Origin of the sequence: Erysipelatoclostridium sp. MSK.23.31 (assembly GCF_019125875.1) — a bacterium.
Taxonomy (GTDB): domain Bacteria; phylum Bacillota_I; class Bacilli_A; order Erysipelotrichales; family Coprobacillaceae; genus Thomasclavelia; species Thomasclavelia ramosa.
Genome location: NZ_JAHOCB010000030.1, coordinates 26,515 through 47,493, shown reverse-complemented (window position 1 = coordinate 47,493; position 20,979 = coordinate 26,515). Strand labels below are relative to the sequence as shown.

Sequence of the window (20,979 nt, the reverse complement as noted above, 5' to 3'; positions counted from 1 at the left end):
GGCCAAAGGTAAGAGAAGGGTTTGAATGTGAAATAGATGATCTGTATGTAGCAGGGGATGGAGCCGGATTAACAAGAGGGCTGGCTCAGGCAGGAGCAAATGGAATCATCGTAGCACGTCATATTATTGAACATCTTAAATAGTAAGGTAAAAATCCTGTTTTAGACAGGATTTTTCTATTTTGACAGGTGTAGTATCATGGTGGTAAACTTAATAATAAGACCATAGGGAAGGAGAAACTTAAATGAATGTTTTTGTTACTTCATTATTAAAAATAATTAATAATCCGGATATTCAAGATACTAATTATAATATTGCTTATTATTTATTACTGCACTATTATGATGTTTTTGAAATGACACTTCAGGAAATTGCAGATGCATGTTATGTTTCTGTTTCTACTCTCAATCGCTTTTTTAGAATATTTGGATTTAAAAAATTTTCAATTATTAAAGATTTAATGCAAGTCCATGCGGCGGCACGAATAAGTCAGTTGGAGGAACGTTCGATTCGCAAAAATAATCAACAAGTTAATCAGCTTTTAAAACCGCTATTAGATAACGATGATTATTGGACAGTATCAGATCAAGGATTAATAAATCAGTGCTGTGAGATGATTAAAAAATGTAGCCGTGTTATTTTAATCGGTTCGAATGAGATGATGGATTCATTATTGCGTTTTCAAGGTGATATGGTGATGATGCAAAAACTTGTGATTCAAAATACTATTTATAATAATAATTATATCGAACCTCAAGCGGATGATTTAATTATTTTGCTTTCAATGACAGGAAGAATTGCGGAGTTAAAACCAACTTTGATTGAACATTTATTAGTGGGGAAAAACAATCTTATTTGTGTTGGCTATAAAAATTTTCTTTGTGAAAAAGCCCTATTTTTAAAAATTCCTAGTTACCTAGATGAGACGCTAGAAAATATGATTTTAGATAACTATTTTCAAAATATAGCTTATTGTTATTATGGTGGTTATTATGATAATAGGTAAACTAAACTTAATTTTGTGTACTTCTTCATATAATAGTAATGATTATCTTTTAGCAGCGTATCTGATCAAAAAAAGTAATCAGATTGAATCAATCAAGATGGTTGATATTTTAAAAGATACAAAAGTATCAAAATCAACTTTATTACGTTTTTTAAAAAAATTAGGCTATAAAAACTACACTGACGTTCAATACTTGATTACTAAAGAGAAAAAACATCAAGAAATATTTAAAGAGAGAATTATTGAGAAAAATTTAAGAGATAAGTTAGCAAAAAAACAAAGACTTATAGTAATTGGTGATAGTTACTCAGTTAGCTCACTAATTGTATATAAACAAAAGTTTTATGAAATTGGGATAGATTTAGATATTCAATTATCATTAAAGTCATATGGACAGATGGTAGTTGAAAAAAAGTTTACTGGGAGTGACTTAATAATAGTCGTATCTCTATATAAAAGTGATTTGGATTTAATGGCAGAATTTTTTAGTGGCTATCTTGAATTGAAACATTTTATTAAAGAACAAAAGATTGATCATTTATATGTAGGAAAGATTGCGACGGGGAATCGTAATCTTGATGAGTGCTATAGAATTGATGATAACATTAATTTTAGTGAAGCAATTTATCAGCTTTGTAGTTTGTTTGAGAAAATTTATAATTTTTATGCTTTGTAAGGTTCAAAATATGCCCCTTTTTATTATTTATCAATGATTTTCTTTATTATAGAAACCACGCCAAATAAAAGCAATTTCAAAATGAGGCTGTGATAAAATATTAATAGAAAAGAGAAAAGGAGGCTAGATTTATGAGAAGATTAAAATTAGGAATAATCAGCTTATTATGTTTATCATTTATAGAGGCTAATATAACAACATTGATGGCAGTAGCCAGCCGTTAGGTATATATTTACCGCATGACTATGATACAAATAAAACTTATAAGACAATTTATCTTGCACATGGTGGTGGGGGAAATGATGTTGAGTGGATGAATATCGCTTCAGCAAATAATATTATGGATAATCTAATTGCTGATGGTGAAGTGGCTGACGCAATTGTGGTTACTAAGGATAATACATATTTTAACTTTGAAAAGGGTGATAGCCTAAAAAATCTTACAGAATGCATTATGCTTTACATTGAAAAGAATTATAGTGTTTCAGCAAATCCCCAAGATAAAGTACTAGCTGGTCTGTCTAGTGGAGCTACAGTTACAGTTCAAGCAATGTTCTATAGTAATGAAACATTTGGCTATTATGGTGTATTTTCACCGAGTCGTACATTAGATTTTGTCGAAGAAACATTAACACTGGAAATGGTTGCAGCGTTTCCCAAAGTATCACAATACTATGTGAGTGTAGGAATTTTTGATACTTTTGTTAGGCGGAATGTCAATGTTCAAATTAATGAAGAATTGATAAAAGCCGGAGCTAATGTAGTTTTTGAATGGAAAAATGGAGCTCATGACTGGGGTGTATGGCGTAGTCAGTTCAGTGAATTTGTAAAAGATTATTTGTGGGATCGTGAAACAGTAGTTTCAACTCCATCTAATCCTGATGCCGATGTTGCTCCCCAATCAAATTCAACAGCTGCTGTAAAAACTAGCGATAGTGTCGATATGACAGGATTGTTGATCATAAGCGGTTTATCATTATTAGGAATTTCAATACAATACTATTATAGACATCGTAAAACACATTAATAAAAACTTTTAAATAATTAGATATAATCTCGCCAAAGTAGATAGATGTGATAATATAATCTTACCAAGACTATAGAAGTGAGATTTTTATTATGGAAAAAATTGAAAGGTATAGCAATATATTTTTTAAGTTTTAGAAAGAACAAAATTAAAGAAAGGGAATCATTAATAATATAAGACTATTGCTACCCCATAAAATGCTAGTTTATATCTAGTAAGTTAATTATTTTTGACCGTTTGACAATAGATACATATAAATTTATAACATGACTTTTTATTTCCCTATTGACAGGTAGGAAATAGTTTAGTATACTCTATTCATACTATAATAGTAGGATAAGGGGAAGAAAAATGAATTTTGAACTACTACAACAGCTCAGAAATAATTTTCGGAATGGACGAATGTATTGTTTTTTATAAATCATAGATAACAAACATTAAGGAAAGAGGAAAATAAAATGAGTAAAGACAATTTAAGATTTGAAACTAAACAGTTACATGTAGGACAAGAAATAACTGATCCTACCGGAGCAAGAGCAGTGCCTATTTACCAGACAGCAGCTTATGTATTTGATAATTGTGATCATGCGGCAGCACGTTTTGGATTAAGTGATGCTGGTAATATTTATGGACGCTTAACTAATCCAACTGAAGATGTTTTTGAACAAAGAATGGCAGCTTTAGAAGGTGGGGTAGCAGCATTAGCAGTAGCTTCAGGAGCGGCTGCAGTGACTTATGCGATTGAAAGTATTACACGAAGTGGTGATCATATTGTGGCAGCTAAACAAATTTATGGGGGGACATATAATTTATTAGCTCACACATTGACAAATTATGGTGTTAATACAACATTTGTTGATAGTGATGATCCCGAGAATTTTAAATTAGCGTTACAAGAAAATACCAAAGCGATTTTTATAGAGTCATTAGGAAATCCTAATTCAAGTTTAGTTGATGTTGAGGCAGTTAGTAAAATTGCTCATGAGCATGGTATTCCATTAATTATTGATAATACATTTGGAACACCATATTTATTTAGGCCAATTGAACATGGAGCAGATATTGTTGTGCATTCAGCAACTAAGTTTATTGGCGGGCATGGAACTACTTTAGGTGGTGTAATTGTCGATTCTGGAAAGTTTGATTGGCAGGCTTCAGGGAAGTTCCCACAATTAAGTAAACCTGATCCAAGTTATCACGGTGTTATTTTTACTGAAGCTGCTGGAGCTGCCGCCTTTGTAACTAGAATTAGAGCAGTAGTATTACGTGATAAGGGAGCGACTATTTCTCCGTTCAATGCTTTTCTTTTATTACAAGGATTGGAGACATTATCACTACGAGTAGAGCGTCATGTAGAAAATGCTTTAAAAGTGGTTGATTATTTAAGTAAACATCCTAAAGTTGCAAAAGTTAATCATCCATCACTAAATAATAGTCCTTATCATGAATTATATCAACGATATTTCTCACATGGAGCTGGATCAATTTTTACTTTTGAAATTGCTGGTGACGAAAATGATGCTAAGAAATTTATAGATAATTTAGAAATTTTTTCTTTATTAGCAAATGTAGCTGATGCGAAATCATTAGTAATTCATCCTGCTTCAACAACGCATTCACAAATGAATGAAGCTGAATTAGCAGCATCTGGAATTAAAGCTAACACTATTAGATTGTCAATTGGTTTAGAGCATATAGATGATTTGTTAGAAGATATCGAAAATGCATTTGACCATGTATAAAAAATAAAAATACGTCAATAATATAACTAGAAATTGTTGTTGCTTAAAATTTCTATTGACCAAAAGCTATCCCAGAGGATAGCTTTTAAGTTATTAGTGGCTTATAATGTAATTGAGGTGATCATTATGAGTGAGTTAACTAAAATACCTTATGTTGGTAAAGCAACTGCTGCATCATTGAATTTAATTGGTTATGAAACGATAGCTTCTTTAAAAGGCGCTGACCCAGAAGAAATGTATCAAAAAGAATGTGATGTTAGAGGACAAATGGTAGATCGCTGCCAACTTTATATGTACCGTATGGCAGTATATTATGCAAGTAGTAAAAATCCAGATCCCAAAAAGTTAAAATGGTGGATTTGGAAAGATTGATATTGACAATAATTGGAAGATAAGTTAAGATTACAAAGATGAATAAAGGCGATGAATAGAGGAGTAATTGTATTTTATGTGTTTAAGAGAGTCTCGGCTGGTGGAATGGGATAACACAGGATATAATGAAAAAAGACTAGGAGCTGTATCTAGGATATTAAGGTTGATTAGATAACGTGAGCCACGTTACAGGCAAAACTATTATTTGATAGTTGTTGAGGTTAATAAGGTGACTTATTAACGAATTAGGGTGGTACCACGATACTCTCGTCCCTTTAGCGGATGAGAGTTTTTTATATTTTAGGAGGAAAAAATGGAAGAAAGAAAGTTTAGCGAACAAGAGTTAGTTCGCCGTGAAAAATTACAAGAGCTAGTAGATAAGGGAATTGATCCTTTTGGACAACGGTTTGATGTTACTGCATATTCAAAAGAAATTAAGGAAACTTACGGTGATAAGACGCATGAAGAATTAGAAGAAATGGCTGTTGAGGTTAAAGTCGCTGGAAGAATTATGACAAAGCGTCGCAAAGGGAAAGTGTGCTTCATGCATATTCAAGATCGAGATGGTCAAATCCAGTTATATGTACGTAAGGATGCAGTCGGTGAAGATGTTTATGAAATTATCAAAAAAGGTGATATTGGAGATATCGTTGGTGTAAAAGGAACCGTATTTATGACAAATACAGGGGAATGTTCTATTAAGGTTGAAGAGTATACTCATTTAACTAAGGCTTTACGTCCTTTACCAGAAAAATATCATGGATTAAGTGATGTTGAAGAACGTTATAGAAGAAGATATGTTGATTTAATCATGAATGAAGAAGCTCGTAAAATTGCTTTTGCAAGACCAAAAATAATCCGTTCTATTCAACATTATCTAGATAATCAAGGCTATGTTGAGGTAGAAACACCTGTATTAAATCCAATTTTAGGTGGTGCCAGTGCGAGACCTTTTGTTACTCATCATAATGCTTTGGATATGAATTTTTATTTACGTATTGCAACTGAATTAGGATTAAAGAGATTAATTGTTGGTGGTATGGATGCGGTTTATGAAATTGGACGTTTATTCAGAAATGAAGGAATGGATAGAACACATAATCCTGAATTTACAACAATTGAAGTTTATAAAGCCTTTAGTGACCTTGAAGGGATGATGGATTTAACTGAAGGAATTATTTCAAATGCAGCTAATGAAGTTTGTGGTACATATGAGTTAGAATATAAGGGAAATAAGATTTCTTTAGCACCAGGATTTAAACGTATTTCAATGACAGATGCAATTAAAGAAAAAACAGGAATTGATTTTGCTGATCAATTAAGCTTTGATGATGCTAAGAAATTAGCAGAAGAGCATCATATTGAGGTAGAACCTCATTTTGGCTATGGTCATATTATCAATGAATTCTTTGAAAAATATGTTGAAGAAACAATTATTGAACCGACATTTGTCTATGGTCATCCAATTGAGATTTCACCACTGGCAAAGAAGAATTTAGATGATCCACGTTTTACACAACGTTTTGAATTATTTATCTGTGGTAATGAATATGCTAATGCATTTACTGAATTAAATGATCCAATTGATCAGTATGAAAGATTTGCTAATCAGTTAAAAGAAAAAGAATTAGGTAATGATGAAGCTAATGAAATGGATTTAGATTATGTAGAAGCATTGGAATATGGATTACCACCAACAGGTGGAATGGGTATGGGAATTGATAGACTTGTTATGTTATTAACTGGACAAGAATCAATCCGTGAGGTAATTTTATTCCCTCATATGAAGAATAAGTAAAGTCATGTATTTTCTTGTGAGAATTTCGTGAGAATGAAGCAGATTTCTTAAATGATATCTGCTTTTTATATGCATGAATCTAAGAATAATATCATTTCTTTCAAGCACTATAATTACGATATATTTTACAAATATATTGACGAATATCGATATGTATGTTAATATCACATCGAAGAAGATAGATATGAGGTGGTTTGATGGAAAAACAGTTTAATCAAGATGCTAATGTTTTTAAAGCATTCTGCGATCCTAATCGTTTAAGAATATTAGATATTTTGAAATCCGGTGAACATTGCGCATGTAAATTGTTAGATATATTAGATGTTAGCCAATCTACGTTATCGCACCATATGAAACTGTTAACTGACGCTAAAATTGTAAATGTTAGAAAAGATGGGAAATGGTCTCATTATTCTTTATCTAAAGATGGTATACAGTTTGCAATAGAATATTTACAACAGCTCAAAGTATGAAATATGTAAATAGGTTAACTGTTGTATAAATTACCACCACTAAATAGGTGGAAATTTATTTGTTTTATACATCGAAATATATCGATATAAGGAGGGCGCTATGAGTCAAATTTTGCTGTTTTTTCAAGACCAGATTCTTGGGATGCGATGGTTAAATGAATTGATTGGATCAATATTAACTAGCATTGGATTAAATATAGATGAAAAAATAGGTGGGATGTTGCATTTTTTTATTTATGATAGTATTAAGATATTTATATTATTATCGGTATTGATTTATATTATTTCATATATTCAAAGTTATTTTCCACCAGAAAAAACAAAAAAGATATTAGGAAGATTTTATGGTATTTGGGCAAATATATTAGGAGCTTTACTTGGAACAGTTACACCGTTTTGTAGTTGTTCATCGATTCCTATCTTCATGGGATTTACAAGTGCAGGCTTACCCTTAGGCGTAACATTCTCGTTTCTGATTTCTTCACCTATGGTTGATCTAGGAGCGCTGATATTATTAATGAGCATATTCGGATGGAAAGTGGCGGTGTTATATGTTATAGCTGGTTTGATTATATCTGTTGTTGGGGGAAGGTTGATAGAAAAACTTGGTATGGATGACCAAGTGGCTGATTTTATTAAACAGACAGATAATGTAGATGTTGGTTTTGTGAGCTTAACAGTCAAAGATAGACGAAACTTTGCAAAAGAACAAGTCATAGAAACAGTTAAGAAAGTATCAATATATATATTTGTAGGTGTTGCTATTGGATCAGTCATTCATAATGTAATACACGAACATTGGATACAGTCTATACTAGGTGATCATAATTTTTATTCTGTTCCACTTGCAACAGTAGTTGGTGTACCTATGTATGCTGATATATTTGGAACAATTCCTGTAGCAGAAAGTCTATTGTTAAAGGGGGCAGGGCTTGGAACTGTTTTATCATTTATGATGGCTGTTACAACATTATCTTTACCATCAATGATTATGCTATCAAAGGCAGTGAAGAGAAAACTTATGATTGTATTTGTGGCAATAGTAACAGTAGGTATTATATCTGTAGGTTTTATGTTTAATATATTTTCATTTCTATTAATGTAGAAGATATGTTTAATATGAGAAATGTTGTACATTTTAATATAACGATGGAGATTAATTAAATGTTAAAAAGTGGTTTTAACTATTCAATTCACTCAGTTGGTGGATGTACATGTTTGGGGTTATAATTAAGGTAGGACGGGAAAGAAGATTTTGTTAAAGAAATTATTTTAGTTATAAATCAATATCTAGATGATAAATGGATGATGGCAGTTCCTAGATAAGAAAATCCATTATTAGATGTTGTCTCAAAATTTAATTATGAATAAAAGGAGAAATAAGTGATGAAATTATTTAAGAAAAAAGAGAAAAATTGTTGTAATGTTCAATGTGGTGATGGGAGTATGAAGAGAGGATTGGAAAAGAAAGATAAGGGTTCAAGAATTAAAGTCTTAGGTTCTGGCTGTGCTAAATGTGCAACTTTAGAGAAAAATGTTAAAGAAGCCTTGGATGAATTAGGACAGGAAATGAGTATAGAACATATCACAGATTTTACAGAAATAGCAAGCTATGGGATTATGTCTACACCTGCGCTTGTAATTGATGAGAAAGTAGTATCTTTTGGAAAGGTTTTAACGATAGAAGAAGTTAAGAATATCATATTAACAATAGATGGATGAATCATTGAAACAAGGTGTTTTTTGTGAAGGGGATTTAAGCGAGATGAAATTGCTTATTATTGTTTTTATTTAATATTAAACAATTTGAAAGGATAATTTGAAAGAAATGAATAATATGCCAAGAGTCGCATTTATATGTGTTCATAATTCTTGTAGAAGCCAGATTGCAGAGGCAATAGCAAAATTGTTTGCTTCTGATGTATTTGAAAGCTATTCAGCAGGAACAAAAGTAAAACCGCAAATAAATCAGGATGCTGTTAGGATAATGAAAAAACGATATGATATGGATATGGAAAAAACACAACACCCTAAGTTACTAGTCGATATTCCAGAAGTAGATATTGTTATAACTATGGGATGTAATGTTAATTGTCCATTTCTTCCTTGCAGATACAAGGAAGATTGGAATTTGGATGATCCAACAGGTAAGAGTGATGAAGAATTTGGTAGAGTGATAGATAATATATTTGCAAATATTAATGAATTATCTACAAGAATATCCAAAATGAATATCTAAGGCAAATAAAATTTATAGGATAGGGAGTAATTCTATTCTTGTTGAGAATAATTATTATATATTTCAACTGACACACTTTCCATCTAATCTTTATACGCCCATAAATAAAAGTCATAGATTTTCCGTAAAAATAGAAATAAATAATCTTCAAAAATATATTAAACATAATAAAAATATGATTAAATCAGTACTTTTTGATTTTATAAAAGATGTACTATTACGTTACACATGAAGAAAAAATAGATAAACAATCAGGCAAGATGTAATAAGGATATTGTTTTATTTAGTACACAAGTTCTCAATATTAAAAAAGGTAAGTTGAATTGAAATTTATTTTTTTTAGTACGTATAATTAGTTGAAAAAATTAACGACAGGAGAAAATATATGAAATTATAAAAAATATAAAGATAATTTGATTAAGTTTTGGATTGACACTTTCACATGTTAAGAGTCAATTTTTTAATTACCATAGTTTAGCAAACAAAATTCACTTTATTCCTGCTATACAGTTTTATTTTCAACAAAGCGCTGCAATAAATATAGTAATGAATTGGAAATAGTATCATAAAATATAAAGTATATAGGTAAGGAGGAAGTAAAATGAATAATAATTATGAGCTTGGAAAAGTAATTGTAGCATTAAATATAAATATTACTTCTAAAGATGTACTAGACTATTATATTGATCTTGTTTTAGATGGGATTGATTATGAAAAAGCAGAAATCATCTTCCATTCAAAGAATACTGAAAGTCTAAATGAGGGAACTAATATAGTTCTTATTTATTTAAAAGATAAAAATCCTCATGCAGTTACTAATGCAGTTGCAAAATTATCATCAAGTCCATATATTGTTTATGCAGAACCGGATTATATTGAAGAAATGCATATTATCTCAAATGATCCTTTATACAATCAGCTTTGGGGAATTCAAAAAATCAATGCACCGCTTGCATGGGATTATACAACTGGTGATAGTAGTATCAGTGTTGGAGTGATTGATACAGGAATAGATCAAAATCATCCGGACATAAGAGAAAATATGTGGACTACGTGGAATGGAAGATTAATTTATGGCTGGAACTTTGCAGATAATAGTAGTGATTCAATGGATCTAGATGGTCATGGTAGTCATGTTGCAGGGACGATTGGTGCAGTTGGAAATAATCGTATTGGTATTACTGGAGTATGCTGGCAAGTAAGAGTAGCAGCTTTAAAATTTGGTCTTGATGTTGCTTCGGCAATTGCGGCAATAGATTTTGCAAATTATTATAAGATTTCTATTTTAAATGCCAGTTGGGGTGGACGAGCTTATTCACAAGCTTTAAAAGATGCCATTGATCAGTATGATGGCTTATTTGTTGCTTCGGCTGGAAATGATGGAACTAACAATGATGTTGATCCAATGTATCCAGCATCATATGATTGTAAAAATATTATTTCTGTAGCAGCGGTCGATCCCTATGATACTTTAGCCCGTTTTTCAAATTATGGTCTTAAAACTGTTGATATAGCAGCCCCTGGAACAAACATTCTAAGTCTTGACCTTGCTGGTGAGTATAGCCCCTTGAATGGAACTTCAATGGCAGCCCCACATGTAGCAGGAGCAGCAGCGTTATTAAAATCAAGTATGCCGAATATCTCAACAATAACTTTAAAAAGAATTATTTTATCAAGTGCGATGGAAAACCCAGAACTTAAGGGAAAGATATTAACGGGAGGAATATTAGATATGGAAACAATGTTTAAACTAGCTAACTGCTGGCATGGACGAGAATAACAATATATATCTAATAAAAATGTGATGAATAAGAAAAATAGGTTATAAAAACATTTTAACTATTCTTTAAATAATTTAAAATAGAATAAAGGAAGTGAGAATATGTATAACCCTCAATTAGAAACATTTATAAAGGTTGTTGATCGCGGTAGTTTCTCTAAAGCTGCTGAGGACTTATTTATTAGTCCTAGTGCTGTAATTAAACAGATAAATATTCTAGAGACAAATTTGGGTTTAAAACTTCTAAAAAGAACTCATCAAGGGGTATCTTTGACACCAGCAGGAGCATCTTTATACAGGGATGCCAAATATTTAATTAAATATGCAAAGGATTCAATTGTACGAGCACACAAGGCGATGGAAAAAGAAGAAATGGTAATAAGAATTGGAACATCAAATACAACACCAAGTCAATTTCTTATCGATTTATGGCCGCGGATTCATGAATTATGTCCTAATTTAAGAATTCAACTAATTCCATTTGAAAATACTCCGGAAAATGCTCGATAAATACTAGCTAATTTAGGCGATAATATTGATTTGGTTGCTGGTGTATTTGAAAAGGATAATTTCAAACAGCGGGGCTGTGATTCTCTAGAAATAAAAAAAGAATCAATTTGTTTTGCTTTATCTATTTATGATGAATTAAGTAACAAAGATAAGTTGTCTTTGCAAGATATTCATGGACGTGAATTAATGCTGATTAAAAGAGGCTGGAATAAATATGTTGATGAAATGCGTGATGATTTAATTAAAAATGATCCTACTATTATAATCAAAGAGTTTGAGTTTTTTGATATCTCTGTTTTTAATGAATGCGAAAATAATAAAAGTTTGCTTATGAGTGTCAAGAGCTGGAAAAATATTCATCCTTTAATTAAAACTATTCCAGTTGAATGGGATTATTATATGCCTTATGGTTTATTGTTTTCATTAGAGCCTTCACGGCAAGTTATTGAGTTTGTTAATGCAGTAAAAAGAGTTTTAGATATATAGTATCGATATAACCCTAAGGTTATATCGATACTACTTATTGAGACTTCTATGTTTATAAATAATTATATATTATAAAGATGCAAAAGAAATATAAATATAGGAGAAGATAAAAATGAGAAAAACGAGAATATTAGGTCAAGGATTAGAAGTATCTGCTATTGGGCTTGGATGTATGGGAATGGATCATGCTTATGGGGCTCCTGCTGATCGTGAAGAGATGATTAAATTAATTAGACATGCGGTTACTTTAGGATGCAATTTTTTTGATACAGCTGTTGTATATGGTGAAGCAAATGAAGTTTTATTAGGTAAAGCATTGGAGATTTTCCCTCGAGATGAAGTAATTATTGCTACAAAATTTGGTATTTATGGACAAGAAATCGTTGATGGTAAACCACAAAATATTTTAAATAGTAAGCCGGATTCGATTAGAGAACAATTAGAGGGATCGTTAAAACGACTAGGCGTTGATTATATTGATCTATATTATCAACATCGAGTTGATCCTGAAGTAGAACCAGAAATAGTGGCTAGCGTGATGAAAGAGTTAATAGCTAAAGGAAAAATAAAACATTGGGGTTTATCAAATGCACCATTAGATTATTTAAAAAGAGCACATGCGGTATGTCCAGTAACTTGTATTGAAAATCAGTATTCAATGGTCTTTAGACAGCCTGAAAAGGAAGTGTTTAAAGTTTGTGAGGAGTTAAATGTAGGATTTGTTGCTTATTCTCCACTAGGAAACGGATTTTTATCAGGTAAATATACGCCAGCAACAAAGTATGCTGAAGGTGATTTTAGAAATAATATGGGACGTTTTAATCCTGAAGTAATGAAACGTAATCAGGCCTTATTAGATTTAGTGCAAGAAATTGCTGAACGTAAAAATGCTACTAGCGCACAAATTGTTCTAGCTTGGGAGATTAATCAAAAAGATTGGATTGTTCCTATTCCAGGAACAACCAAAATACATCGTTTGGAAGAAAATTTAGGAGCAATGGAAGTTGAGTTGACTGAACAGGAGATGGCGGCTATTAATCAAGCATTAGACAATCTTGATATTGATGAAACACATTTTTAAGCAGAGAAAAGTACAAAGGAATTTGTACTTTTTAGTGTTATACGTTTAATCCTGAATAATGAATAATATAGAAACTATCACGGTGTATTTAGTTTTGAAAAAGTGTATTATTTGGTATATCGGCGTTATTAGTCTATAATAGAGTTGAAAGAAAGCCGGTGGTAAAATGATGCCCTATATATTGATCTTGGTTATTCTAACACTTTTATGGTTAGGCGCATTTTGGAGGATAAAAAGAAAGCAAAATATAAACTTACTAGCTGGCTTTTTATTTTTCATGTTTTTAAGTACCTTTGCTAGTTTTTTAGTAATGTTAGGAATTAATTATTCAAATAGATTAGTATATTTATTAGTTGGTGTAATTTTTTTATTTGCCTTGTTTGTTTTATTATTTGGAGTCTATATCTTAATTGCATTCTTATTAATAAATAGTGTTATCATTCTTCGAAAAGAGAGGTTCAGTCTTTCGCATATTTTGACTTTGTTGGTAGCAGTAGGGATAATTTTACTGATTACACTATCATCATTTTTAGGTAGGATTAATCCACCATTACCAATTATGGCATTGTGGAGTGGCCTGATCGTAATGATCTTATTTCTTACTTTTCATATTTTCTTATTTATAGAAACTTTGATATTAACAAATCTTTTTCATCCTAGAAAAAATTTAAATTATATCATTGTTTTAGGAAGTGGACTAATTAATGGAAATGTTTCTCCTTTATTAGCAAAGCGTATACAAGCGGCTTTAAAGTTTGCTAAAAAGCAAGAAAAGAAAAAAGGATTTGCACCTTATTTGTTGATGTCCGGAGGACAAGGAAGTGATGAAACGAGAGCCGAAGCTCTAGCAATGAAAGAGTATGCGATTGAACAGGGTTATAGTGAAGAATTAATTATAACGGAAGAAAAGTCTAAAAACACTCTTGAAAACATGCAGTTTTCTAAAGCGGTCATGGAAGAAAAAAGCCATGGTGAAAACTATAAATGCGCTTATGCCAGCAGTAGTTATCATTTAATGAGGGCAGGTATTTATGCCCGCCAAGTTGGTCTGATAATGAGCGGATTAGGTGGTAAGACTGCTTTCTATTATTTAGCCAATGCTGTATTAAGAGAATATATTGCCTATCTAGCAATGAATAAAAAGCTTTATTTGGTTGTTTTAGGGAGTATTTTTATGTTTGGAACTTTAATGTATATTTTGTTTAGTGCATTAATTGGTTAAACAGGGGTAAAAGGAGATTAAAAGGTGAAATATGAATGGATAGACAGTTATTTATTAGCGAAGGCGGGAATTTCTAAAAATCTTCAAACAGAATGGAATTGGATTAGATATGTTATTGACGGTAAGATGTGTGTGGCAGTTTGTCTAGATGAACAAGATAATCCATATTATATAACTTTAAAATTAAGACCAGAAAACGGAATGGATCTTCAAGAACAGCATGAAGATATAATTCCTGGTTACTATATGAATAAAAAACATTGGAATTCAATAAAAGTAAATGGTTCGATTAGCGATCAATTACTAAAGGATATGTTAGATGAGGCTTATGAGTTGGTATTGTCGAGCTTTAGTAAAAAAAGACAGTTAGAGATATTATCTTTATAATCAAAAGGGGAATTTTGATGAAACGATGCATTGGAATGACGGGAATAGTTTGGAAATTTAAAGGAGGATTAAAATGACTATTCTAGAAAAGAAGATTGCTAAAAATATTGATATTATTAAATCTGGAAATATTACAAGATTAAAGAGGGAAGATGATAAAAATCATGAATTTATATATTTTCATGATTTTTTTAGTTGAAATGTATTCTTTTTATAAGCAATAATACCATTTTTCTGTAGTTTACTTAATTCACTAGATAAAGCACTTCTCTCTACTGCTAAGTAGTCAGCTAGTTGTTGACGATTAAAAGGAATTTCAAAAGTTAAAGAATTATTTTTTAGTGCTTGCGAATTTAAATAAGAAAGAATTTTTTCTTGAGTTGTTCGTCTAGTTAAGTGATGAATTTTTTGAGTTAAAAGGACATTTTTGTTTGAGACGATTGAAAGGAGATTTTGAATTATTTTATGATGAAAAGAACATGAGTGTTGGCATGATCTAATAAGATGGGAGATATCTAAGAAAAGAATTGTTGTTATTTCTGTAGCTACGACATTTAAATCAATTTCTTGTTGTAAGGCACAGGCATAAGATTCTAAAAAGAATTCACTGGCTTTAATTTCGCTAATAATTGTTTTATTACCCCAAAAATCAATATGATAAATATGTGCTTGACCGTCAAGAACTAATCCAATTTCATGAATAATATCACCTTGTCTGATAATTGTTTCGTTTTTTTGATATGTTTTTTCATGGCTTTTCAAGCAGTTTAATAGTTTTTCAATTTCAGCAGGATCAATTCCTTTAAATAATGAACATTGTTTTAAAATTTGTAATTTTTTCATAATTTGCTCCTTTTGTTGTAAAAACAACATAAATGTTATAAATACTTTATTATAGTATGGCTGTGGAGTCAAGATTAATACTCTCGATTAATGTGATTATTAAAAATATAGAGATTATAAAGGAGAAATTATGATGGAAAATAAAATGTTTTGTTATCAGTGTCAAGAGACAGTAGGAAATCAGGGATGTAGTCAAGTTGGTGTTTGTGGAAAGACCCCAGAAACAGCAGGGCTGCAAGATTTATTAATTGATGTTACGAAAGGCTTAGCTGAGGTAATTAATGAGGTACGTTGTAAAGGTAAAGAAATCAATAATGTATATGATGATCAAGTGAGTGAAAATCTATTTATTACAATTACTAATGCCAACTTTGATGATCAAATGATTATTGAAGCTGTTAGAAAAACACTTACTTTAAAAAAAGAGCTGCTTTTACAGTTAGATGATCAAGCTGTACTTTCAAACAGAGCTCTTTGGATGGAGATGGATATAGAAGCAATTGAGAAAAGAATGCAGATGGTTGGAGTTTTAGAAACAGCAGATGAAGATATTAGAAGTTTAAAACAGCTGATTACTTATGGTTTAAAAGGAATGGCAGCATATAATAAACATGCTCATGCATTAGGGTTTCGAAAAGATGAGATTGATCGTTTTATTGAAACTACTTTGGTTAAGATTGAAACTTCAACGATGTCTTTAAATGATTATGTAGCATTAACGATGGAAACTGGAAAATATGGTGTTCAGGTAATGGAATTATTAGATCAAGCTAATACTAGCACTTATGGAAATCCAGAAATAACAGAAGTTAATATTGGAGTTCGAAATAACCCGGGAATTTTAGTTTCTGGTCATGATCTTAAAGATTTAGAAATGCTATTAGAACAGACTAAAGATACGGGAATAGATGTTTATACTCATAGTGAGATGTTACCTGCTCATTATTATCCATTTTTTAAAAAATATCCAAATTTTGTTGGAAACTATGGTAATGCCTGGTGGAAACAAAGAGAAGAGTTTAAGGCTTTTAATGGACCGGTCTTATTAACAACAAATTGTTTAGTACCGCCACTTGCTAGTTATCAAGAACGGGTTTATACAACTGGAGCAGTTGGTTTTGAGGGATGTGTTCATATTGATAAAGATGAACACGGCTACAAGGATTTTTCACAAATCATTGAGCATGCTAAAAAATGCTTAGCTCCTACTCAAATTGAAACTGGTAAGATTGTTGGTGGTTTTGCTCATCATCAAGTACTTGCGTTGGCTGACCAAATCGTAACAGCTGTTAAAAATGGGGATATTAAAAAGTTTGTTGTAATGGCGGGATGTGATGGGCGTCATCCAACCCGTCAATATTATACTGATTTTGCTCAAAGCTTACCGACAGATAGTGTTATCTTAACAGCTGGTTGTGCTAAATATCGTTATAATAAACTAGATTTAGGAACAATCAATGGTATTCCTCGAGTATTAGATGCTGGTCAATGTAATGATTCTTATTCACTAGCGATGATTGCTTTAAAACTTAAAGAGGTATTTGCATTAGAAGATATTAATGAGTTACCAGTTATTTATAATATTGCCTGGTATGAACAAAAGGCTGTAATTGTTTTATTGGCATTATTATCATTAGGAGTTAAAAATATTCATTTAGGACCAACTTTACCAGCCTTTTTATCACCTAATATTGTTGATTTTCTTGTAGATAATTTTCAAATTTCTGGTATTCAAAGTGTTCAAGAAGATTTAAATTTATTTTTTCCTCAGACAAAAAAAGAAGATAAGTTTCATCGCGATATGCTAGTTGGAAGTATTATTGGTATGGATCCACAAGCAGCACAAATTTTAAGCGATAGTGGAATGGGGTGTCTTGGTTGTCCGGCATCGCAATCTGAAACTTTAGCTGATGCTTGTCTAGTCCATGGTTTAGATGTTGAAGAAATTTTAAAACAATTAAATCAGTAGGAGGAATTTAATGAGTGCGTTTTTAGGGCCAGTACATTATTGGTTATATAGAAAAATTCAATATCAAGAACAATTAAATCAAAAGATTCTTAAAAGAATTTGTCCCCAGCTTAATGAGATTGTTGCTCAGGAATGTGGCACAATTCAAGATGGAAGTCTAGAGGAAATTATTGATCATCAAGCAATTCATCAATGGCTTTCTATGGAATTGATGATAGTAGAAAAACGATTTGCATTTATTGTTGAACATATAGAAAAAAGTGATTTTGAGGAAGTTAGGGAAGTGTTGTTCGAGGCTGGCAAAGAAATTTCAATCAATGAGAACTATCATAACTGCATAGAATTATTCAAAGTAATTAATAATTATCTTATCGATGGAATGCCTTGTGATAAAGGTATTAAAATAATGAGCCAAGAGGAAAATCAAATTATTTATGAATATAATGAAATGGTTCATCAATATTTAGATTTTGAAATATTTCAAAAATATCGCAAAGCTTGGCTTGATGGGGTACTTTCAGATAGCCATATAGTATTTTCAAGACTTAATTATAATACTTATATGTTAAAGATGGAGGAATAAAATGACAAACAATATAATTAAAGATTTAGAAGCTGATCATCAAAAAATATTAGCATTTGTTAATGAATTAGAGCAACGTTTAATAGAATTTATGGAAGCAAATATTTTTGATTATGAACAAATGAAAAGAGATATTTTATTTATTAGAGAGTTTGCTGATAAAGAACATCATCAGCGTGAAGAAAAGATTTTATTTAGATATATGATAGAGTATTTAGGTAAAGTTGCTGAAAATTTGGTTCGACATGGTATGATTGTTGAACATGATCTTGCAAGATTGTATGTTAAACAGTGGGATGAAGCACTTCAACGTTATCATCGCAATCATTTGTTAATTGATAAACTAACAATAATTTCAAATGGACATGCTTATTGTATGTTACTAAGAAGGCATATTGAAAAAGAGGATACAGTAGTTTATCCGTTTGCTAAAAAACATTTATCAGAAGAAATCTTTGCTGAAATGATCAAAGAAAATCAAAATTATTAAGTATAATATAAGTGAAAAGCAGCTATTTTTGTAATAGTTGTTTTTTTATTAAAATTACTTAAATTGAGGAGTGTTGCAAATAGTGATATAATTATGTTCTATAGTTATGATAGGGGGTAGAGTGATGATAAAGAAACATAAGCCATTTATTGCTGCAATTTTAATATTTATGATAATGAGCATTCTATCATTTTTTATCTTGTACGGTGTCATTAATGATAAGGTAGCAGCAGCCAAAGAGAAAATTCATTATTTTACAGAGGCTCAAGTTAGTCAGCTAGATCGGGTCCTGTCTTCGTATATTCAAACTGCTGAAACGTTGAAGCTGCTAATTGTAGATAGTAATGGTAATATTAATGATTTTGATCGAGTTGCACATCAACTATATAATGATGATAATACATTTAGAAGTATTCAATTAGCTCCGCAGGGAGACGTTCAATATGTTTATCCTCTTGAAGGTAATGAAGGAGCTTTTGGAAATATCTTCGAAGATCCAGAACGTGCAACGGAAGCTAAAAAAGCTCGTGATACTGGGGAAACTACCTTGGCTGGACCATTCGAACTCTATCAATCAGGAAAGGGAATTGTTGTTCGACAACCAATTTATTTAGAAGAAAATGGAGAAAATAATTTTTGGGGATTTGCAATTGTTGTTTTAAATGTACCAGAAATTTTTGATTCAGTACATCTAGATTCATTTGAAAATATGGGATATGAATATCAGTTATGGCGTATTGATCCAGATAATAATAAAAAACAGATTATTTTGAAATCCGATCATGAACTATTAGATGACACAATAAATTTAAGTTTTGAAGTTCCAGGAAATACTTGGACTTTGAGTGTTTCACCAATTAACGGATGGGTTCGAAGTAGTGATTTAATGCCAGTTATTATATTAGCTATCTGTTTGTCATTGTTGATACCGTTATTAGTTTATACATTACTAAAAATTAACGAACAGCGCCGAAGAATGATCGATATTTCTAATCGTGATTATCTAACAACGCTTTATAATGGTCGGAAAATGAATTTTGTTTTAAACGACTTAATTGCTCGTCAAACTTCGTTTATTTTTGTTTATTTAGATGTAGATAAATTTAAAGTTGTAAATGACACATATGGTCATTTAGCAGGAGATGTGTTATTAAAAGAAATAGCTTTACGGATCATGAGGTACTTATCACGAGAGGATTATGCTTTTCGAGTAGGTGGTGACGAATTTGTCATCATTATTAAAAATAATTCTTCCACCAAGAAGACCCTCCAAATAATTGCTGAGCAAATAACAGAAAAGATAAATTTAGATGGCTTTGAATATTATCCGGAAGTTAGCATGGGATATGCTGTTTATCCTAATGATGGTAAAAGTTTAGAAGAGGTTATTAAATGTGCTGATAGTCGGATGTATGAAATCAAAAAACATAAGAATATATAATATAAAACACAGTGATTGTTAAATGATATGATTCCTCATAAGTAATTTTTGGTCATTTGCCCTATCTACTTGATAGAGAGAATATCAAAAATAGATCACTGTGTTTTTTGTTATAAATTAGAATATTGTTGTGGATCAATCAAACTAGCAGCTGCTTGATCGCAAATAACAGTAAAGTTAGGGTGAAGCTTTAAAATTGTTGCCGGCACATCTTGATTAATAGGCTCATCTAAGAAGCGTTTAAAAATTTCTGCTTTTTCTTTACCATTAACGATCATGACTAGATGTTTGACTCGCATTAGACTTTTAGGACCCATTGTCAAAGTATGAGGTTGTCGAGGACGGTCTCCATAATCTGGATTAACGGCCTGCTTTTTCTTGAAATCAATACAGTAAGTATAACTGTCAAAAGGTGTACAACGAGGACAATTACCACAAAAATGTCCATCATATCCAAGACCAATCACCATTACATCAATTCCTCCAGCATTTCTAATTTTATTATCATAGTCTTGCCAGTCATTTGAAGTCATAATGTGAATACGCTCATCAGGAATATTAGCGGCTTTAAAAAATAATTCTTGCATATCCTTCCAGTTTGGTCCATAAGGTTCATCAATATATGGGTTTTCATCAAAAAGATAATACTCAATATCTTTAAATTTAGCCTGATTTTTTACATAAGGAATCATCATGTCATACATCGTTTTAGGAGAACGACCGGAAGTAAGTGAAATATTGACACGTTTATCTTGCATCATGGCACCTAATAGAATAAACATTGCACTTTCACTCATTTTTTGTTCATTTTCTTCAATTATTAGTTTCATTTTAGTAAGCTCCTTTTCAATTTT

Annotated in this window: 23 protein-coding genes and 1 other annotated feature; of the genes, 21 read left to right on the top strand and 2 right to left on the bottom strand. The window is 31.2% G+C overall.

Features of this window, described 5'->3' with window-relative positions:
- Positions 1-244: 244 nt before the first annotated feature.
- From KSU54_RS13000 to KSU54_RS19175, 17 genes are all read left to right on the top strand, one after another.
- Positions 245-1,006, top strand: a complete 762-nt coding sequence (locus tag KSU54_RS13000; protein WP_003539299.1) for a MurR/RpiR family transcriptional regulator — start codon at positions 245-247, stop codon at positions 1,004-1,006.
- Positions 993-1,682 (top strand): hypothetical protein, encoded by a 690-nt coding sequence (locus KSU54_RS12995; RefSeq protein WP_008792618.1) that lies wholly within the window; start codon positions 993-995, stop codon positions 1,680-1,682. The genes KSU54_RS13000 and KSU54_RS12995 overlap by 14 nt, the downstream gene beginning before the upstream one ends.
- Positions 1,683-1,881: 199 nt before the next feature.
- Entirely contained in the window at positions 1,882-2,709 is an 828-nt protein-coding gene (locus KSU54_RS12990; protein WP_226814503.1) for an alpha/beta hydrolase, read from the top strand.
- A 458-nt stretch (positions 2,710-3,167) separates the two neighbouring features.
- Positions 3,168-4,451 carry an O-acetylhomoserine aminocarboxypropyltransferase/cysteine synthase family protein gene (locus KSU54_RS12985; protein ID WP_003539302.1) on the top strand — a complete coding sequence of 428 codons (1,284 nt, stop codon included), beginning with the start codon at positions 3,168-3,170 and terminating at the stop codon, positions 4,449-4,451.
- A 126-nt stretch (positions 4,452-4,577) separates the two neighbouring features.
- Entirely contained in the window at positions 4,578-4,823 is a 246-nt protein-coding gene (locus tag KSU54_RS12980) for a helix-hairpin-helix domain-containing protein (protein WP_008792621.1), read from the top strand.
- Between the two features lie 42 nt (positions 4,824-4,865).
- Positions 4,866-5,101: a binding site (T-box leader), on the top strand.
- 35 nt (positions 5,102-5,136) lie between these two features.
- Positions 5,137-6,621, top strand: a complete 1,485-nt coding sequence (gene lysS, locus KSU54_RS12975) for a lysine--tRNA ligase (RefSeq protein ID WP_003539309.1) — start codon at positions 5,137-5,139, stop codon at positions 6,619-6,621.
- 197 nt (positions 6,622-6,818) lie between these two features.
- Complete coding sequence (locus tag KSU54_RS12970; RefSeq protein ID WP_117792630.1) at positions 6,819-7,094, top strand: ArsR/SmtB family transcription factor; 276 nt, start codon at positions 6,819-6,821, stop codon at positions 7,092-7,094.
- 100 nt (positions 7,095-7,194) lie between these two features.
- Entirely contained in the window at positions 7,195-8,199 is a 1,005-nt protein-coding gene (locus KSU54_RS12965; protein ID WP_217746654.1) for a permease, read from the top strand.
- Positions 8,200-8,480: 281 nt separating this feature from the next.
- Positions 8,481-8,816, top strand: coding sequence for a thioredoxin family protein (locus tag KSU54_RS12960; RefSeq protein ID WP_003539315.1), 336 nt, complete (start codon positions 8,481-8,483; stop codon positions 8,814-8,816).
- Positions 8,817-8,922: 106 nt separating this feature from the next.
- Positions 8,923-9,333, top strand: a complete 411-nt coding sequence (locus KSU54_RS12955) for an arsenate reductase/protein-tyrosine-phosphatase family protein (protein ID WP_117792628.1) — start codon at positions 8,923-8,925, stop codon at positions 9,331-9,333.
- Positions 9,334-9,934: 601 nt separating this feature from the next.
- Positions 9,935-11,113: a S8 family peptidase gene (locus KSU54_RS12950; RefSeq protein ID WP_009008873.1), complete on the top strand. Its 1,179-nt coding sequence runs from the start codon at positions 9,935-9,937 to the stop codon at positions 11,111-11,113.
- 102 nt (positions 11,114-11,215) lie between these two features.
- Positions 11,216-11,623, top strand: coding sequence for a LysR family transcriptional regulator (locus KSU54_RS18955; RefSeq protein ID WP_226814501.1), 408 nt, complete (start codon positions 11,216-11,218; stop codon positions 11,621-11,623).
- Between the two features lie 30 nt (positions 11,624-11,653).
- On the top strand, positions 11,654-12,109 hold the full coding sequence (locus KSU54_RS18950; RefSeq protein ID WP_226814500.1) for a hypothetical protein: 456 nt from the start codon (positions 11,654-11,656) through the stop codon (positions 12,107-12,109).
- Between the two features lie 112 nt (positions 12,110-12,221).
- Complete coding sequence (locus tag KSU54_RS12940) at positions 12,222-13,190, top strand: aldo/keto reductase (RefSeq protein WP_008792627.1); 969 nt, start codon at positions 12,222-12,224, stop codon at positions 13,188-13,190.
- A gap of 166 nt (positions 13,191-13,356) precedes the next feature.
- On the top strand, positions 13,357-14,412 hold the full coding sequence (locus KSU54_RS12935) for a YdcF family protein (RefSeq protein ID WP_003539326.1): 1,056 nt from the start codon (positions 13,357-13,359) through the stop codon (positions 14,410-14,412).
- A gap of 24 nt (positions 14,413-14,436) precedes the next feature.
- The gene (locus KSU54_RS12930; protein WP_003539327.1) at positions 14,437-14,799 is read left to right on the top strand and encodes an MmcQ/YjbR family DNA-binding protein; all 363 of its coding nucleotides are present in this window, start codon (positions 14,437-14,439) and stop codon (positions 14,797-14,799) included.
- Between the two features lie 73 nt (positions 14,800-14,872).
- Positions 14,873-14,998, top strand: a complete 126-nt coding sequence (locus KSU54_RS19175) for a hypothetical protein (protein WP_003539328.1) — start codon at positions 14,873-14,875, stop codon at positions 14,996-14,998.
- On the opposite strand, the gene KSU54_RS12925 is transcribed toward KSU54_RS19175, so the two are convergent.
- Positions 14,980-15,642, bottom strand: coding sequence for a Crp/Fnr family transcriptional regulator (locus KSU54_RS12925; protein ID WP_008792629.1), 663 nt, complete (start codon positions 15,640-15,642; stop codon positions 14,980-14,982). The genes KSU54_RS19175 and KSU54_RS12925 overlap by 19 nt on opposite strands.
- A gap of 130 nt (positions 15,643-15,772) precedes the next feature.
- On the opposite strand from KSU54_RS12925, the gene hcp reads away from it, so the two are divergent.
- The 4 genes from hcp to KSU54_RS12905 all read left to right on the top strand — a co-directional run bounded on the left by hcp (position 15,773) and on the right by KSU54_RS12905 (position 20,125).
- On the top strand, positions 15,773-17,611 hold the full coding sequence (hcp, locus tag KSU54_RS12920) for a hydroxylamine reductase (RefSeq protein ID WP_022007465.1): 1,839 nt from the start codon (positions 15,773-15,775) through the stop codon (positions 17,609-17,611).
- A 10-nt stretch (positions 17,612-17,621) separates the two neighbouring features.
- Complete coding sequence (locus tag KSU54_RS12915) at positions 17,622-18,194, top strand: hypothetical protein (protein ID WP_003539334.1); 573 nt, start codon at positions 17,622-17,624, stop codon at positions 18,192-18,194.
- A gap of 1 nt (position 18,195) precedes the next feature.
- The gene (locus KSU54_RS12910; protein WP_003539336.1) at positions 18,196-18,684 is read left to right on the top strand and encodes a hemerythrin domain-containing protein; all 489 of its coding nucleotides are present in this window, start codon (positions 18,196-18,198) and stop codon (positions 18,682-18,684) included.
- A gap of 124 nt (positions 18,685-18,808) precedes the next feature.
- On the top strand, positions 18,809-20,125 hold the full coding sequence (locus KSU54_RS12905) for a sensor domain-containing diguanylate cyclase (RefSeq protein WP_009300381.1): 1,317 nt from the start codon (positions 18,809-18,811) through the stop codon (positions 20,123-20,125).
- A 110-nt stretch (positions 20,126-20,235) separates the two neighbouring features.
- Here the strand turns inward: KSU54_RS12905 and KSU54_RS12900 are convergent, their stop codons facing one another.
- Complete coding sequence (locus tag KSU54_RS12900; RefSeq protein ID WP_008792632.1) at positions 20,236-20,955, bottom strand: glucosamine-6-phosphate deaminase; 720 nt, start codon at positions 20,953-20,955, stop codon at positions 20,236-20,238.
- Positions 20,956-20,979 lie beyond the last annotated feature (24 nt).

Excerpts from the sequence above, each read along its gene's own strand:
- KSU54_RS13000 (WP_003539299.1), top strand. The coding sequence starts at position 245 with ATGAATGTTTTTGTTACTTCATTATTAAAAATAATTAATAATCCGGAT.
- KSU54_RS12995 (WP_008792618.1), top strand. The coding sequence starts at position 993 with ATGATAATAGGTAAACTAAACTTAATTTTGTGTACTTCTTCATATAAT.
- KSU54_RS12985 (WP_003539302.1), top strand. The coding sequence starts at position 3,168 with ATGAGTAAAGACAATTTAAGATTTGAAACTAAACAGTTACATGTAGGA.
- KSU54_RS12980 (WP_008792621.1), top strand. The coding sequence starts at position 4,578 with ATGAGTGAGTTAACTAAAATACCTTATGTTGGTAAAGCAACTGCTGCA.
- lysS (WP_003539309.1), top strand. The coding sequence starts at position 5,137 with ATGGAAGAAAGAAAGTTTAGCGAACAAGAGTTAGTTCGCCGTGAAAAA.
- KSU54_RS12970 (WP_117792630.1), top strand. The coding sequence starts at position 6,819 with ATGGAAAAACAGTTTAATCAAGATGCTAATGTTTTTAAAGCATTCTGC.
- KSU54_RS12965 (WP_217746654.1), top strand. The coding sequence starts at position 7,195 with ATGAGTCAAATTTTGCTGTTTTTTCAAGACCAGATTCTTGGGATGCGA.
- KSU54_RS12960 (WP_003539315.1), top strand. The coding sequence starts at position 8,481 with ATGAAATTATTTAAGAAAAAAGAGAAAAATTGTTGTAATGTTCAATGT.
- KSU54_RS12955 (WP_117792628.1), top strand. The coding sequence starts at position 8,923 with ATGAATAATATGCCAAGAGTCGCATTTATATGTGTTCATAATTCTTGT.
- KSU54_RS12950 (WP_009008873.1), top strand. The coding sequence starts at position 9,935 with ATGAATAATAATTATGAGCTTGGAAAAGTAATTGTAGCATTAAATATA.
- KSU54_RS18955 (WP_226814501.1), top strand. The coding sequence starts at position 11,216 with ATGTATAACCCTCAATTAGAAACATTTATAAAGGTTGTTGATCGCGGT.
- KSU54_RS12940 (WP_008792627.1), top strand. The coding sequence starts at position 12,222 with ATGAGAAAAACGAGAATATTAGGTCAAGGATTAGAAGTATCTGCTATT.
- KSU54_RS12935 (WP_003539326.1), top strand. The coding sequence starts at position 13,357 with ATGATGCCCTATATATTGATCTTGGTTATTCTAACACTTTTATGGTTA.
- KSU54_RS19175 (WP_003539328.1), top strand. The coding sequence starts at position 14,873 with ATGACTATTCTAGAAAAGAAGATTGCTAAAAATATTGATATTATTAAA.
- KSU54_RS12925 (WP_008792629.1), bottom strand. The coding sequence starts at position 15,642 with ATGAAAAAATTACAAATTTTAAAACAATGTTCATTATTTAAAGGAATT.
- hcp (WP_022007465.1), top strand. The coding sequence starts at position 15,773 with ATGATGGAAAATAAAATGTTTTGTTATCAGTGTCAAGAGACAGTAGGA.
- KSU54_RS12915 (WP_003539334.1), top strand. The coding sequence starts at position 17,622 with ATGAGTGCGTTTTTAGGGCCAGTACATTATTGGTTATATAGAAAAATT.
- KSU54_RS12910 (WP_003539336.1), top strand. The coding sequence starts at position 18,196 with ATGACAAACAATATAATTAAAGATTTAGAAGCTGATCATCAAAAAATA.
- KSU54_RS12905 (WP_009300381.1), top strand. The coding sequence starts at position 18,809 with ATGATAAAGAAACATAAGCCATTTATTGCTGCAATTTTAATATTTATG.
- KSU54_RS12900 (WP_008792632.1), bottom strand. The coding sequence starts at position 20,955 with ATGAAACTAATAATTGAAGAAAATGAACAAAAAATGAGTGAAAGTGCA.